Source organism: Lactobacillus sp. UBA5813 (assembly GCF_002417895.1).
In the GTDB taxonomy this organism is placed as follows: domain Bacteria; phylum Bacillota; class Bacilli; order Lactobacillales; family Lactobacillaceae; genus Lactobacillus; species Lactobacillus amylolyticus.
The window spans coordinates 71,523-86,153 of sequence record NZ_DICZ01000044.1; the positions used below are offsets into that span (position 1 = coordinate 71,523).

Genomic DNA, 14,631 nt, shown 5'->3' on the forward strand with positions numbered 1-14,631 from the left:
TAGTTTTGATTAACTAACGCTTTTGTTTTATTTAAAAAATATTGTAGTATAGTACTATATAACTAACGAAAAACCGGAGGTGAATTAAATGCAAGTTGAACATATTGATGAAAATACAATTCGTGTTCGAATTGATAAGGAAGAACTTGTCGCACGCGGTTTAAAAGTTTTAGATTTGCTAGGCAATAAAGAAATGATTCAGCATTTCTTCTATTCAATTTTGTCAGAAGTTGATACCGATCACACTTTTGCTAAAGATACGCCTGTTTCTTTTCAAATAATGCCTAATAATAGTGGATTAGATTTGTTAATCAGCAAAGTCAAAAACGCAAATAACAACGATTTGCAAAAAATGCTCGGGGACAATAATCCGCAACCTGAAACAAGTGAAAATCATGATGAACTTAGAAGAAGCTTCTTTGATTTAAATCCTGATGATGATGCAAAAACAGAAGTTGATCCCGTAAGCGTTGAAAATGACAGTTTTGTCTCACCACAGGCCAAAAACGCCTACTGGAAGTTTCAAAGCAGTCATTGCTACCAATTCAAGGATTTAGGCGAAGCCGTTGAATTGGCTGACAGTTTGCATGCCAGTGATCTGGCTTCAAGCCTTTATTTCTTCAAAGGATCTTATTTCATCAAATTATCATTTTTAAATGAAGATTATACTGAATTAAATCCAGCAGATGCTTGGGCAATTGCGAATGAATATGGCATTAAAATCACTGATGATCAAATGAAAATGGTGCAGGATGAAGGCAAATGCATTATTGAACGAGATGCGTTAGGCAATTTGCGTCATTATTTTAAACAACAAAGTCGTTAAAAATTAAGAATTATTAAAGAAGAAAAAGAGCAGAAAAATTCTGCTCTTTTTTTCGTATTTAATAAATGGGTGATTAATTTGTATGCAGCATTACTGAATGAAAAACTTGTTTTAGCCATAGAAGAGGCGGGACTGGTTCGTCTGAAAATAAAAAAATTAAATAGTGACGAATATCGTTGTCCGCATTGTCAAAAAGGGGTGATACTGATTGTCTCCCAATCGAAGGCGGCATTTTTTAAACATTGGATTCACTATCAGGACGGGCAAGGTGAAAAAGAAGAGCATCATAATTCCAAAATGCTGTTAAAAGCAGCCTTTACAGCGGCAGGCTTTCCTGCGCAAACAGAAATTCCGCTCGCTGATGGGCAGCTTAGAGCGGATGTGCTTGTGTCAAGCAAACTCGCACTTGAAGTTCAGTGTGCGCCTCTGTCTGATGCCGAATTTAACAAGCGACATCGGCTATATCAAAAAATTAATGTACTGGATTTGTGGATTGTTGGTAGCCGACATTATTTGAAGCAGCGAATAAAAAAGAAGCAATTGATCTTTTTCCGTGAAAGTCAACGCTGGGGTTGCTACTATTTGGAAGTTGACCCGCAGAAAAATCAATTGTGCCTAAAATATAATATCTGGCAAGAACCAGTTACTAGGAAACTTCGTTATCAACAAGCTAGATTTAGTTTAGATGAATTTGGCGTCAAAAAATTTTGGGATTTTAAACCTGTTTTTAAAAAATTTACTGTTAATTCTCAAAAGCAGGAGGAATATTTGAGACAGCAGGTGCGTACCAAAACTGAATTTGGCTTAAGAATTGCGGTCCAGTTGTATGATCATCATTTTACTCTAGAAGACTTGCCAGCAGAGATTTTTCAAAAATGGCGCAAACCAGGACAGATTGATGCCGTCAGTTTTTATCTACAAAAAAAGCCAACCGCGCTAGATTAAACGCAAATGGTTGGCTGAAAATAATTCTGTAAATGAATTTTTGGGTTGAATAGAAGGCTGAGGTCTGAAGATATTAGCTAATTCATCTTCGTTAATTAATCCTTCTAATAAAATTCCGCTTTCCGAAGCATCATTTTCATTAAAAATGACCGTTGTCGGGGTTTTCTTAATATTCCATTGAGCTGCTAAATTACGATCTTGTGTAATTGAATCCTTGACGTAGTCACTAGAACGCAATTGATTGATCTTTTCAACATTTAAATTTAGCTTTTGAATTACTTTTTCTGACAATTCAAGCGGACAAAAAACTGCTTCTTCATTCAACTTCTGCTGCAATTCCCGCAGAAAACGACGAGCTTTCTTATTGCCATATGCAATTTTGATTGCATGATATTCCTCTAATGCACGGTTGGTAGCCACAGTGCAATAAGAAAAACTGCCAAGTTTTTGTGCCACCATACGACGGCGAATCATATCGTCCTGAATGACATTCACATTTGCAATTGGAATGAAGTGGCAGCAGGCATCTATTTCTAAATTATCAATTACTTTTTTGACTTTATTCTCAATATTGTAACAATACAAGCCAATTGGATTTATGAAGAGAAAAATCTCAAACATAGCTTTAACCCCTCTTGCTAAAATTCTCAGTATTTACTTTAACAAGAAATAAAAACTCATACAAAAAATACGCTTTATTTTCTATATGTTATTTTCGGTGAGCGGTTGCACGCGCAATTTTATTTTGATTGGTACTGGCTGCTGTTTGTTTAAAGTGATATTTTCTTTCCAACTTTTCTTGGACTTTTTTGATTAAAGCAGGATTAGTATCTTCAATCTCTAATTCATAGTCACAAAAGTTATCTGGATAACTGGTAGAATCAAGCGTTAATTCACAATTTTGTGGACCATCTGCTAAAATACGCCGCGTTTTGCTCCAGGTAAATAAGACTAATTTGCTGCTTTCTTTGGCAAAATGCTCTTGAAGATAGCTGCCAACATTGCCGGCAAAAGTAAACATTTGCCCATCTTTAGCTTGCTGTACCATCTTTTTTGCTTCTTGAACAGACAAATCATCGTTAATTTCAATTACTTCATGAAAGTCTGTTTGAACAGGACGAGGATCAGGCACTTTCATTGTCTGTTCGGCGTGATCGCTAAATATGCGAATTCTGAGACCGATGTTGTGCGTTTTTAATAACCAATCAGGGGTGTCAAAATAATAGTTTTCCTGCTTAAAATCAGCCTTGTGGTCGAAGTCTGTAACTAGATCATCGTAGACTTCACGTTTTAAAATGGTTTTTGCTTCGATTTCACGATTTTTACTCAAATAAGTTCACTCCAATCTCTCTTATACGATTATATGTTAAAATTTAGATGTTTGTTGTAAGAAAGGAAATTTTTCATGGACATAGATTGGGATAACTTCTTATGGCCTTATGATGAGGCAGTACGTGAATTAAAAGTTAAGTTTCGTTCCTTAAGACAAAGTTTTTTAACCAAGGGAGAACATTCACCAATTGAATTTGTAATTGGAAGAGTAAAAACGATCGATTCAATTAAAGAAAAGATGACCCGCCGAGTTATCAGTCCCGAAGCAATTGAAACCGATATGCAGGACATTGCAGGCATCAGAATCGTAACGCAATTCGTGGATGATATTTATAATGTTGTCGATTTGATTCATGCTCGTGATGATATGGAAGTTGTTGAAGAACGCGATTATATTCAAAATGCGAAGCCGTCTGGCTACCGTTCATATCATATGGTCATTTCATATACTGTTTACTTGCCTGAAGGTCCAAAAAAACTGATTGCCGAAATTCAGATCAGAACTTTGGCAATGAACTTTTGGGCTACGGTCGAGCATACGCTTAACTACAAATATCAGGGCGAATATCCGGATGACGTTTCAGAGAGACTGAAGTCAACAGCAGAAGCTGCTTACAAACTTGATCAGGAAATGTCTTCGATTAAGGATGAAGTACAAGAAGCACAGAAGATTTTTACGAAAAATAAAGGCAAGGAAAAATCATGAAAGTAGCGATTGCCCACAATAATAATCCGGAAACTTTAAAGGTTGTAGCTCATTTAAAAGAAAAACTAAAAGAGTGCAATTTGATATATGACGCTAAATATCCAGATATTGTTATCACTGTCGGCGGCGATGGAACGCTGATCAATGCTTTTCATCGTTATGCTAATCAAGTTGATTCGATTCGTTTTATCGGTGTGCATACTGGGCACCTGGGCTTTTATACCGACTGGCGCAATTATGACGTGGATAAAATGGTAGAAGCTTTGACTTTGCAAAAGGCAGAAGCTGCCAAGTATCCCTTGCTTGATATTGAAATGATCACCGAGGCTGGTGAAAAGAGCCACTATTTGGCCTTGAATGAATCGGCGATTAAACGAGTTTCTCATACTTTGGAAGCTGATATTTACATCGATGATCAGCCTTTTGAAAAATTCCGTGGCGACGGTCTCTGTATTTCAACGCCCACTGGGTCGACGGCTTATAGCAAATCATTGGGTGGAGCGGTTATTCACCCTGAATTAAAAGCTTTGCAGATGACGGAAATTGCTTCGATCAACAATCGAGTCTTCAGAACTTTGTCGTCACCAATCGTTATTGCACCCAGTCAGTGGATTACGATTATTCCTAATACAGACCATTTTGTTATGACAATTGATGGTGAGCGCAAGGCTGTTCGCAATGCTAAAAAGATCGTTTACCGCATTTCCAAACACTCAATTCAGTTTGATCGTTTTGGTCACCACCATTTTTGGTCGAGAGTTAAAACAGCCTTTATCAGTGATAACAATGACTAGTTTTAAATTATTCGTTCAAGAAAAAGACCCTAAAAAGCTGGGTTCTTTTTTGCTTAAAAACGGCTTTTCTCATCAGGCTTTGATTAAAGCGCGACATCATGGCGGATTAGTGCTGGTTAATCATAAACGACGCTACAATAGTTTTCATCTAAAGGCAGGGGATGAAGTGATTTTTATTCCTGGTCATGAAAAAGAAAATCATTGGTTGAGGCCTTCAGAGGAGCCAATAAAAATCGTCAAAGAGACTCCAAATTACCTGATTGTGAACAAAGAAGCTGGGGTTTTATCGATTCCATCGCGCTATGAAGACTCCGATGCTTTGGTTAATCGTGCAATGTGTTATTTTGAAAAACAAAATGAAGCAGGTCTAAAGCCACATGTCGTTACTCGCTTAGATAGAGATACCTCTGGTTTGGTTTTAATTGGTAAAAATGCGGTGGCACATGCGCGTTTTAGCAAGATGGATAAAGAAAATTTTGTCAAAAAATATCATGTCATCGTTGCCGGCAATTTTTCTTCAAATGAATTAAAAGGGTTGATTGATCAACCGATTGGTAAAGAAGGCAGCGGGGTCAAGAGACAAGTAATGTCAACCGGACAAAAAGCACAAACTGAGTATCAGGTTTTAGCACAAAAAATTAATGCTAGTTTAGTTGAGCTTCGTTTGTTGACCGGACGAACGCACCAAATTCGGGTTCATATGGCTTATATCGGTCATCCTTTGCTAGGTGATAAATTATACGGTGGCAGCAATATTTTTTCTAGACAGGCGTTAAATTGCTTTTATTTGGCTTTTACAGATCCCTTTGATCAAGAACAAGTAGAGAAAAAAATCTCTGATCCTGCAGATATGCAGAAGTTATGGAACAGTCTTTAAAGGACTGTTTTTTTATTATGTCTGTGTTATCCAATTATTTAATTTCCTTAATAATTTTGCAAAATCATTGCCATTTGAAACCGCTTTTAATACAATAAAAGGTGAGATCTTAAACTATACTAATACAGAAAAGAGGACAAACATGTATTATTCTAATGGTAATTATGAGGCCTTTGCTGACGCACAAAAACCAGCAGGCGTTGATAACAAATCTGCTTATATTATCGGTAGCGGCTTAGCTGGCCTTGCTGCCGCCGTCTTCTTGATTCGTGATGCTAAGATGAAGGGCGAAAAGATTCATATTTTAGAGGAATTGCCAGTTGCCGGTGGTTCACTTGATGGTACGGATCGTCCTGATGCCGGCTTTGTTGTTCGTGGCGGACGTGAAATGGAAAACCACTTTGAATGCTTATGGGATATGTATCGTTCAATTCCTAGTTTGGAAATTCCTGGTGCTTCTTATTTGGACGAATATTACTGGCTCGATAAGAAGGATCCGAACTCTTCTAACTGCCGGTTAATTCATAAGCGCGGCGAGCGTTTGCCAAGTGATGGTCAATATGGATTGGGCAAATGTGCTAATGAAATCGTGAAATTGATTATGACGCCAGAAAGTGAAATTGAAGGTGAAACTATCGAAGATTACTTCTCTGATGACTTCTTCAAGACTAATTTCTGGGCATACTGGTCAACGATGTTTGCCTTTGAAAAATGGCACTCATTAGCTGAAATGCGCCGTTACGCAATGCGCTTTATTCACCATATTGATGGTTTGCCAAACTTTACCGCTTTGAAGTTCAACAAATACAACCAGTATGAATCAATGGTTAAACCTGTTTTAGCTTACCTTAAAGAACATAAAGTTGATATTCAATACGATGTGCATGTTCAAAATATTTTAGTTGATCATGAAGGTGATAAAAAGATTGCCAAGAAGATCGTAATGACCAAAGATGATAAACAAAGCGATATTGATTTAACCCAAGATGATCTTGTCTTCGTAACTAATGGTTCAATTACCGAATCATCAACTTATGGTGATCAAAACACGCCAGCTCCAATTAGTCACGCAAAAGGCAGTTCATGGAAATTATGGGAAAACTTGGCAGCACAGGATCCTGCTTTTGGCCATCCTGATGTCTTCTGTGAAAACATTCCAGAACGCAGCTGGTTTGTTTCTGCAACTACAACAATGAAGACTAAGAAGCTTGCCCCATATTTTGAAAGACTAACCAAGCGTAGCCTTTACGACGGTCGTGTTAACACCGGTGGTATTATTACCGTTACTGATTCAAACTGGGGCTTAAGCTTTACTATTCACCGTCAACCACACTTTAAGAGCCAAAAACCAAATGAAATTGTAATTTGGATCTATGCTTTGTACTCTGATACTGAAGGCAATTACATTAAGAAGAGAGTCACTGAATGTACTGGTAAGGAAATTTGTGAAGAGTTGCTTTACCACTTAGGCGTACCTGAAAACGAAATTGAACAGGATGCCAGTGAAGAAAACATGAACACTGTTCCTGTTTACATGCCATATATTACTAGTTACTTCATGCCTCGTCATGACGGTGACCGTCCAGCAGTTGTTCCTGAAGGTTCTGTCAACTTAGCCTTTATCGGCAACTTTGCTGAAAGTCCAACAAGAGATACGGTCTTCACAACTGAATATTCAGTCAGAACTGCGATGGAGGCAGTTTACACAATGCTGAATGTTGATCGTGGCGTGCCTGAAGTTTATGATTCAATTTATGATTTGCGTCAGCTTCTTAGAGCAATGTACTACATGTCAGATAAGAAGAAACTGCTTGATCAAGAAATGCCATTGCCAGAAAAGCTTGCTTTAAAGACAGGGATGAAGAAGATTAAAAAGACATGGGTTGCTCAGTTGCTGAAAGAAGCCAACCTGATTTAAAGAATAGGCAATTATTGAAAAACAATTTGGATTTTTTCAAATTGTTTTTTTGTTCGTCTAGAAATTTGTACTGACATGTTTTACCATAGTGATTGTAGTAAAATGATTTCAAGGATAAATAAAATGGATTTTAAACAAGATGAGCAAACTTTTACTTTTAGCAATGATCAGCGCAAAATCGTGTTGACCGTTTTAACGCCGGAAATCGTTCGAGTTTTTGAAGATCACGGCGAAAGCGGTGACTCATTTGCAATTGAAGGTAATAAACAAATTCAAACCAGTGTTAATGTCACTCAAAATAATGATCAGATTGAATTAAAAACTGCTTCATTAAGATTGACTGTTAATTCTGATTTACGGTTAAACGTTTATGACAATCATCAGCATCCGCTTGTACTGGATTATGCTGGGAAACGAACACCACTTGATCGCAGCGTTAACCCTGAACAGGAAAAGCTAGCTGCTTCAGAAGGACATGATGTTTTAATCAATGAAGCTGCTAATGGAGTTTTAGTTATTAAGAAATTAGCCAGTGACGAACAATTTTATGGTTTAGGCGATAAAACCGGTTATCTTGATAAACGCGGTTATGAATATGACAACTGGACCAGTGATGTTCCTGAACCGCATGTTGAGAGCATGAAGGCTTTGTATAAGTCAATTCCATTTTTAATTGGGGTTAAGCAAGGACATCCATACGGCCTTTTCTTTGACAATACTTATAAGAGTCACTTTGATTTAGGCAAAGAAAGTCAAGACTATTACTATTATTCAGCATCTAACGGTAATTTGGACTACTACATTATCGGATGCAAAACTTTAAAAGAGGTCATCACCAACTACACTTATTTAACTGGTCGCGTTCCATTGCCACAAAAGTGGATGCTGGGTTATCAACAATCACGTTGGGGCTATTCAGTCAGTCAAAAAGATGTTGCAAAAATTGCCGAAAAATTGCGGGCTAATGACTTGCCTTGTGATGTCATCCACTTTGACATTGATTATATGGATGGCTTTAGAGTCTTCACTTGGCGTAAAGACAGCTATGATGATCCTAAAAAGTTTATTGCAGATCTGCGTAAAAAAGGCTTTAGAGTAATGACGATTATTGATCCCGGTGTTAAGGTAGACGAAAATTACTGGGTATATCAAGAAGGCGTCAAAAACGGTTATTTTGCCAAGAGTCCAGATGGTACGATCTATGTCAACAAGGTTTGGCCAGGGGATGCAGTCTTTCCAGATTTTGCACGCAAAGAAGTACGCGACTGGTGGGGTAAGAATATTAAATACCTGGTTGATCTCGGCGCTTGCGGCGTCTGGGATGACATGAATGAACCTGCATCATTTAACGGTCCGCTTCCAAATGATGTTGTCTTTTCAGATGGCAAAAAGGAATCAACCCATGCAAAGATTCACAATGTTTATGGTCATTGCATGGCAAAAGCAACTTATGAAGGCTTAAAGAAGGATACGGGCAAACGCCCATACGTAATTACTCGTGCTTGTTATGCCGGAACACAAAAGTATTCCACTATTTGGACCGGTGATAATCAAAGCTTATGGCCTCACTTGCAAATGATGATTTCACAACTCTGCAATTTAGGTATGAGCGGCTTCAGTTTTGCTGGTACCGATATCGGCGGATTCGGTGCTGATTGTACTGCTGAGCTTTTGACTCGTTGGATTGAAGCAGCTGTCTTTAGCCCACTGTTTAGAAACCATGCAGCAGCTGGAACACGAGCACAGGAACCTTGGGCATTTGGCGAACCAACTCTTTCAATTTATCGCAAGTATTTGAAATTGCGGTATCATTTGATTTCTTACCTTTATGATCGTTTCTATTATGAAAGCAAAACAGGCTTGCCAGTAATGCGGCCACTTGTTTTGAACTATCCTGCCGATCGCAAGGTGCAAAAGATGAACGATGAATACATGGTCGGAACTGATTTATTGGTAGCACCAATTGTTATGGAAGGTCAAACCAGCCGTCAAGTTTACTTGCCAGAAGGTGAATGGCTCGACTTCTGGACTGGCGCAGAATATTGCGGCAAGACTACCATATTGGCAGATGCTCCTCTTGATAAATTGCCATTATTCATTAAGAAGAATACGATTTTGCCATGGGATCAAAGCCGGGATCATGTTGCAGTTGAAAGCAATGCTTTAATGACTTTCAGATTATTTGGCGACCGTGGAGATTATGTTCATTATCAAGATAATGGGACAGACTTTGAATATGAAAATGGTCAATACAATTTGTACGAAGTAAGAATGGGTGCGGATCATTCCGAAATTAAATTAAGTCATTTCGGTTATGACAAGCCTTATGCACAAATTAATTTGGAATATGAGGATAAAAAAGAAGTCTACTTCTTTGATCCTGAAAGCGAAAGCTATCAGTTAAAGAAATAGACAAGCAAAATCAAAGAAAAAGCTTAGTCACAAGACTAAGCTTTTTTTGCGTACTTTTTAATTTGGCGCATTACTAATAGAAGTAAAAGTGCAATAGCAGCGATGATGATAAAGCCAACGACTGCCTTGATAATTCTTTGCTCATCTAAGTGCAGGATGGAGTCGCCACCATAAGCGTATATATAGGCCATTGGAATTGAACCGAGAGAAATAGGAATAATTCGCTTTTTAAAATCTTTATTAATCAGTGCATTAGCATAAGCAATCGTTGCACGGGGGATAAATGGGATCATATAACCAATGGTTAAACTTATTTGGGGATAAGTCTGGTTCATCATCAATTTGTATAACTTGCTGTTTTCAAGCTTTTTTGGATTATACAAACGCTGCAAAAGAAACAGCAAGATAATTTGTCCCAAGATGTCACTGATCCAATTGATGATAAAACCTGTCGCCGGTCCATATAAAATACCGTTCAAGACACAGAAGATACCATTTGATAGACCAGGAATTGCTACACACAAAGCATTGAGGATGAATAAGAAAATCAAATCTTCCCAGCCATGACTGCGAACAATCTTAAGTAACAATTCTTCATTGTGGCTGTCAAAATGAAGGAGTAATTTGATTTCTGGCAAATAACTCAAGTATAAGTAATATAGAACAAGGAGGCCAAGTAAGCCGCCCAGAATAAATAGCATTATTCGAAAGGTTTTTCTTTTCATTTTGACCTCCTTTTTGTTTCCTGTATTCTATTTTACCTTAAGAAAAAAGCTATGACCAACTGTCATAGCTTCATTTTTTCACACTATTTATATTGTTACTCTTCAAATTCGACTCTGGTTCCTTCAGGAACTTTGATGTCTTTTTGAATAGTGGTCAATGCACCTGTTTCAGCATTGCGCAAATAAAGGGTGGCATTGTCAGTATTTTGATTGGTAACAACAACATATTTTTCACTTTCGTCCCAGTTGAAATCGCGTGGGAAGGAACCTTCAACTGAAATACGTTGGACCAGTTTTAAGGTGTCATCATCGTTAACGGCGAAAACAGCGATTGAGTCATTTCCACGGTTGGAGACGTAAATGAATTTGCCGTCTTTGGAAATTCTGATTGCTGCAGCTCCGTTATGTTCGGTCCAGTCGGCTGGAATAGTTGAATAAGTAGCAATTTCTTCAAACTTCCAGTCATCTTCATTAAATTTGACCGCCGTAATTTTGCTTGATAATTCACCGGCTACGTAGAAGCAATCGCCTTTTTTATTAAAGACAATGTGACGATCGCCAAAACCTGCTTCACTCTTAAAGGTTGCCAAGTGTTCCAATTTGTTTTGCTTATTCAGATGATAAAACTCAACAGTATCGTTTCCTAAGTCGCAGCAAACTAAATTACCTGCAGGTGTTTCATCAAAGAAGTGGGGGTGAGCGCTGTCTTGTTCAGGACGAGGTCCTAAAGTCCGAGCTTCATGTTTGTCTTTATCAAGTAAAGTCAATTCACCGTTTTCATCATACTTAAAGACGGAAATAATGCCGGTATGGTAGTTAGCTGTGTAAAGCAGATGCTTATCGCGATTAATTCCCACGTATGCTGGAGAAGAGCCAGGGGTTAAATAAGTGTCGACTTCATGGTATTGTCCATCTTCAAGTTTAAAGACGCTAATACCACCTTCATCATTATTTGGTTTATTGATGGTAAAAATTAAAGCACCGTCTTTTTGGAAATAAGTAGGGCCACTGACTTGGATAATGTTTTCAGCTTCGCCAAGACGAGCCGTTTGATCAGTGCCGGTAAAAGGCAATTCGTAAATACCTTTAGAACTGTTTTTTGTATAACCGCCAATCAGAACTTTCATAGAATATCTCCGTATAAAATTAGTCTCAAGTATTATTTTATACCTAAGTTTTTAAATAGGATTAAAATATTAACTGATTGTAAAAGAATTTAAAGTGTGCTATATTAACTACCAAATGACGATAGGAAAAAGAAGGAGAAAATTAAGATGGATGAAAAAAAAATTCGAGCCCTGTATGCTCAGAATGATATTTCAGAAGTTTTTACCAATCTTAAATCTTCAGCAAATGGCTTAAGTGAGGCAGAAGCTGAAAAAAGATTGCAAAAGTATGGCCCAAATGAAATTAAAAAAGCAGAAGCCGAATCAATGTGGAAGAACTTTTTTAAAAACTTTACCAGCATGATGGCGATTTTGCTTTGGATTTCAGGCGTCATTGCGATTTTTTCAGGAACGCTAGAACTAGGAATTGCGATTTGGCTCGTTAACATCATTAACGGTTTATTCAGCTTTTGGCAAGAGCGGGCAGCTAAGAGAGCAACAGATGCTTTGAACAGCATGCTGCCTACCTATGTCCAAGTAATTAGAGATGGCAAGAAAAAGCAAATTGATAGCAAACAGCTGGTTCCAGGCGATGTGTTTGTTTTACAGGCAGGCAATAGAGTTCCAGCTGATGCCAGAATTATTACAGCTACTTCAATGCAGGTAGATCAAAGTGCGCTAAACGGCGAATCCGTACCTGAATCAAAGACTACAAAATATAAACCTGGTGAAGGCAGCTATGCGGAAAGCAATTTGATTTATTCTGGTACTACCATCGGCGCAGGAAATGGACGTGCAATTGCGTTTGCCACAGGGATGCAAACAGAATTTGGCCGAATTGCCCAGTTGACCCAAAAAGAAGAAAAGACTGAAAGTCCATTGACCAATGAACTTAGTCGCTTGACTAAGCAAATTTCAATCATCGCGGTTACAAGTGGGGTTACTTTCTTGTTCTTAGCTATTTTCGTTGTAAAATATCCTTTTGCCAAAGCCTTCATTTTTGGTTTAGGGATGATTGTCGCCTTTATTCCTGAAGGACTTTTGCCAACGGTGACTTTGAGTTTGGCTCAAGGTGTACAGCGAATTGCTAAAAAGCATGGTTTGGTTAAAGAGCTTAACTCTGTTGAAACTCTAGGTGAAACTACGGTTATTTGTTCTGATAAAACAGGAACATTAACACAAAACCAGATGACGATCCATTATATTTGGACACCAGCCAATGAATATCATGTCACTGGTAATGGCTATGTTAACAATGGTCAAATTGAATTAAATAATAAGCAGCTTTGGTACGAAGAAAACCCAGATTTGCACAAGTTGGTGCAAATTGCTGCTTTGGATAATGATACTAGCGTTGTGCCAAGCAAGAAAAAGGGCGGCAAGCCTAAGATTTTAGGAACGCCGACAGAAGCTTCATTAATCATCATGGCTGAAAAAGCCGGTTTTGATAAGCAACGGGTTTTAGTAAAATATCCTCGCTTAAAGGAATTGCCTTTTGATTCGGATCGTAAACGGATGTCCACGATCAATCGCTGGAACGATACACAGGCGATTGTTCTTACCAAAGGATCATTTAGCGATACGATTGGTCGATGTGATCAAATTCAGGTTAATGGACAAGTCAGAGCGATGACTGATGATGATCGTCTTCGCGTTAAAAAGGTGAATGCTGATTATGCTGCTCGCGGCTTAAGAAGCATGGCACTTGCTTATCGAATTATTCCTAAGAATGAAAAAATAAATAATTTGACTGTTGATGATGCTGAAAATCATTTGATTTTCATTGGATTGGTTACGATGAGCGATCCACCAAGGCCTGAAGTTTATAACGCCGTCAAAAAATGTCACAAAGCAAAAATCAGAATTATCATGGTTACCGGTGACTCAAAATTAACCGCTAAGTCTGTCGCTGTTCAAATTGGCTTAACTTCAGATAAAGCCAGGGTGATTTCCGGCAATGAACTTGATCAGATGAGTGATGAAGAGCTCCGTAAGGCACTGAAAGAGGAAGTTATTTTTGCCCGGGTTGCTCCTGAACAAAAATATCGTATCGTTAAAAACTGTCAGGCAAATGGCGAAATTGTTGCCTCAACTGGTGACGGCGTCAATGATGCCCCTGCCTTAAAGCAAGCTGATATTGGTATTGCGATGGGCTTAAGCGGAACAGATGTTGCTAAAGATGCTGCCAATATGATTTTGACTGACGATAACTTTGCTTCAATTGTGGCTGCGATTGAGGAAGGTCGTGCAGTGTACAGCAATATCCGCAAGTTTTTGACTTATGTTTTGATTGCCAATGTAGCAGAAGCTTTCCCATCTATTCTCTTCCTGTTTTCAGGTGGCCTTATCCCATTGCCAATGACGGCCATGCAGATGTTGACCATTGACTTGGGGACTGATATTCTGCCAGCTTTGGGTTTAGGTGTTGAAGCAGCTGATCCAGATGTTATGAATCAACCACCAAGAAAGCGCAGCGATCACTTATTGAACAAGCAGGTTATTTTACGTGCCTTTGTTTGGTATGGCTTGCTATCAAGCATCATTTCAACCGGAGCTTATTTCTTCGTCAACTACCAAAATGGTTGGCCAATTCAAGCATTGGCTGCGAGTGGTCCCGTTTATATGAGAGCAACGACGATGTTTTTGGGAGCAATTGTCTTTACTCAGATTGCCAACGTTCTGAATTGCCGGACAAATAAGATTTCGATCTTCAAGAAAGGCCTGTTTAGCAATAAGAATATTTGGTTCGGAATTATTTTTGAAATTTTGCTATTCTTATTCTTAACTGTGACACCAGGAATTCAGCAATTGTTCCACACGACAATTTTAAATGCTAGCGACTGGATTTTCTTGTTCTCATTGCCAATACCACTAGTCTTAATTGATGAGGCTAGAAAATGGTTGATGTTTCATCGAAAAAATAATTAAAATGTGAACCGCTTAACGACTTAAGCGGTTTTCTTATGCTAAAATTAAATACAAGGAGTTAA

12 protein-coding genes are annotated in these 14,631 nt (G+C 38.3%); 8 read left to right on the forward strand and 4 right to left on the reverse strand.

The window, feature by feature from the left end:
• Positions 1–88 precede the first annotated feature (88 nt).
• Both B2008_RS07800 and B2008_RS07805 read left to right on the forward strand, forming a co-directional pair.
• The gene (locus B2008_RS07800; protein WP_281829894.1) at positions 89–826 is read left to right on the forward strand and encodes an adaptor protein MecA; all 738 of its coding nucleotides are present in this window, start codon (positions 89–91) and stop codon (positions 824–826) included.
• 78 nt (positions 827–904) lie between these two features.
• Entirely contained in the window at positions 905–1,771 is an 867-nt protein-coding gene (locus B2008_RS07805; RefSeq protein WP_281829892.1) for a competence protein CoiA family protein, read from the forward strand.
• Here the strand turns inward: B2008_RS07805 and B2008_RS07810 are convergent.
• On the reverse strand, positions 1,763–2,392 hold the full coding sequence (locus B2008_RS07810) for a DsbA family protein (RefSeq protein WP_281829890.1): 630 nt from the start codon (positions 2,390–2,392) through the stop codon (positions 1,763–1,765). The two genes, B2008_RS07805 and B2008_RS07810, sit on opposite strands and share 9 nt — an antisense overlap.
• 88 nt (positions 2,393–2,480) lie before the next feature.
• On the reverse strand, positions 2,481–3,101 hold the full coding sequence (locus tag B2008_RS07815; protein WP_281829888.1) for a CYTH domain-containing protein: 621 nt from the start codon (positions 3,099–3,101) through the stop codon (positions 2,481–2,483).
• Positions 3,102–3,176: 75 nt separating this feature from the next.
• Between B2008_RS07815 and B2008_RS07820 the strand changes: the two genes are divergently transcribed.
• The 5 genes from B2008_RS07820 (at position 3,177) to B2008_RS07840 (ending at position 9,810) form a co-directional block, all read left to right on the forward strand.
• Entirely contained in the window at positions 3,177–3,809 is a 633-nt protein-coding gene (locus B2008_RS07820; protein WP_281829886.1) for a GTP pyrophosphokinase, read from the forward strand.
• On the forward strand, positions 3,806–4,603 hold the full coding sequence (locus B2008_RS07825; protein ID WP_281829884.1) for an NAD kinase: 798 nt from the start codon (positions 3,806–3,808) through the stop codon (positions 4,601–4,603). Before B2008_RS07820 ends, B2008_RS07825 begins: the two co-directional genes overlap by 4 nt.
• A complete protein-coding gene (locus B2008_RS07830) occupies positions 4,596–5,480 on the forward strand; it encodes an RluA family pseudouridine synthase (RefSeq protein ID WP_281829883.1) in 885 nt (294 codons plus the stop codon). The genes B2008_RS07825 and B2008_RS07830 overlap by 8 nt, the downstream gene beginning before the upstream one ends.
• 142 nt (positions 5,481–5,622) lie before the next feature.
• Complete coding sequence (locus B2008_RS07835; RefSeq protein WP_281829881.1) at positions 5,623–7,398, forward strand: oleate hydratase; 1,776 nt, start codon at positions 5,623–5,625, stop codon at positions 7,396–7,398.
• A 123-nt stretch (positions 7,399–7,521) separates the two neighbouring features.
• A complete protein-coding gene (locus B2008_RS07840) occupies positions 7,522–9,810 on the forward strand; it encodes a glycoside hydrolase family 31 protein (RefSeq protein ID WP_281829880.1) in 2,289 nt (762 codons plus the stop codon).
• Positions 9,811–9,845: 35 nt separating this feature from the next.
• Here B2008_RS07840 and B2008_RS07845 read toward each other — a convergent pair whose 3' ends face one another.
• Both B2008_RS07845 and B2008_RS07850 read right to left on the reverse strand, forming a co-directional pair.
• Complete coding sequence (locus B2008_RS07845) at positions 9,846–10,535, reverse strand: TVP38/TMEM64 family protein (protein WP_281829878.1); 690 nt, start codon at positions 10,533–10,535, stop codon at positions 9,846–9,848.
• 95 nt (positions 10,536–10,630) lie between these two features.
• Positions 10,631–11,662 carry a lactonase family protein gene (locus B2008_RS07850; RefSeq protein WP_281829876.1) on the reverse strand — a complete coding sequence of 344 codons (1,032 nt, stop codon included), beginning with the start codon at positions 11,660–11,662 and terminating at the stop codon, positions 10,631–10,633.
• Positions 11,663–11,809: 147 nt separating this feature from the next.
• Here B2008_RS07850 and B2008_RS07855 point away from each other — a divergent pair, with 147 nt between their 5' ends.
• On the forward strand, positions 11,810–14,569 hold the full coding sequence (locus B2008_RS07855; protein ID WP_281829875.1) for a cation-translocating P-type ATPase: 2,760 nt from the start codon (positions 11,810–11,812) through the stop codon (positions 14,567–14,569).
• Positions 14,570–14,631 lie beyond the last annotated feature (62 nt).

What these genes read in the sequence shown, in the direction of transcription:
- B2008_RS07800 (WP_281829894.1), top strand. Translation starts at nt 89, where the DNA reads ATGCAAGTTGAACATATTGATGAAAATACAATTCGTGTTCGAATTGAT.
- B2008_RS07810 (WP_281829890.1), bottom strand. Translation starts at nt 2,392, where the DNA reads ATGTTTGAGATTTTTCTCTTCATAAATCCAATTGGCTTGTATTGTTAC.
- B2008_RS07820 (WP_281829886.1), top strand. Translation starts at nt 3,177, where the DNA reads ATGGACATAGATTGGGATAACTTCTTATGGCCTTATGATGAGGCAGTA.
- B2008_RS07825 (WP_281829884.1), top strand. Translation starts at nt 3,806, where the DNA reads ATGAAAGTAGCGATTGCCCACAATAATAATCCGGAAACTTTAAAGGTT.
- B2008_RS07830 (WP_281829883.1), top strand. Translation starts at nt 4,596, where the DNA reads ATGACTAGTTTTAAATTATTCGTTCAAGAAAAAGACCCTAAAAAGCTG.
- B2008_RS07835 (WP_281829881.1), top strand. Translation starts at nt 5,623, where the DNA reads ATGTATTATTCTAATGGTAATTATGAGGCCTTTGCTGACGCACAAAAA.
- B2008_RS07840 (WP_281829880.1), top strand. Translation starts at nt 7,522, where the DNA reads ATGGATTTTAAACAAGATGAGCAAACTTTTACTTTTAGCAATGATCAG.
- B2008_RS07845 (WP_281829878.1), bottom strand. Translation starts at nt 10,535, where the DNA reads ATGAAAAGAAAAACCTTTCGAATAATGCTATTTATTCTGGGCGGCTTA.
- B2008_RS07850 (WP_281829876.1), bottom strand. Translation starts at nt 11,662, where the DNA reads ATGAAAGTTCTGATTGGCGGTTATACAAAAAACAGTTCTAAAGGTATT.
- B2008_RS07855 (WP_281829875.1), top strand. Translation starts at nt 11,810, where the DNA reads ATGGATGAAAAAAAAATTCGAGCCCTGTATGCTCAGAATGATATTTCA.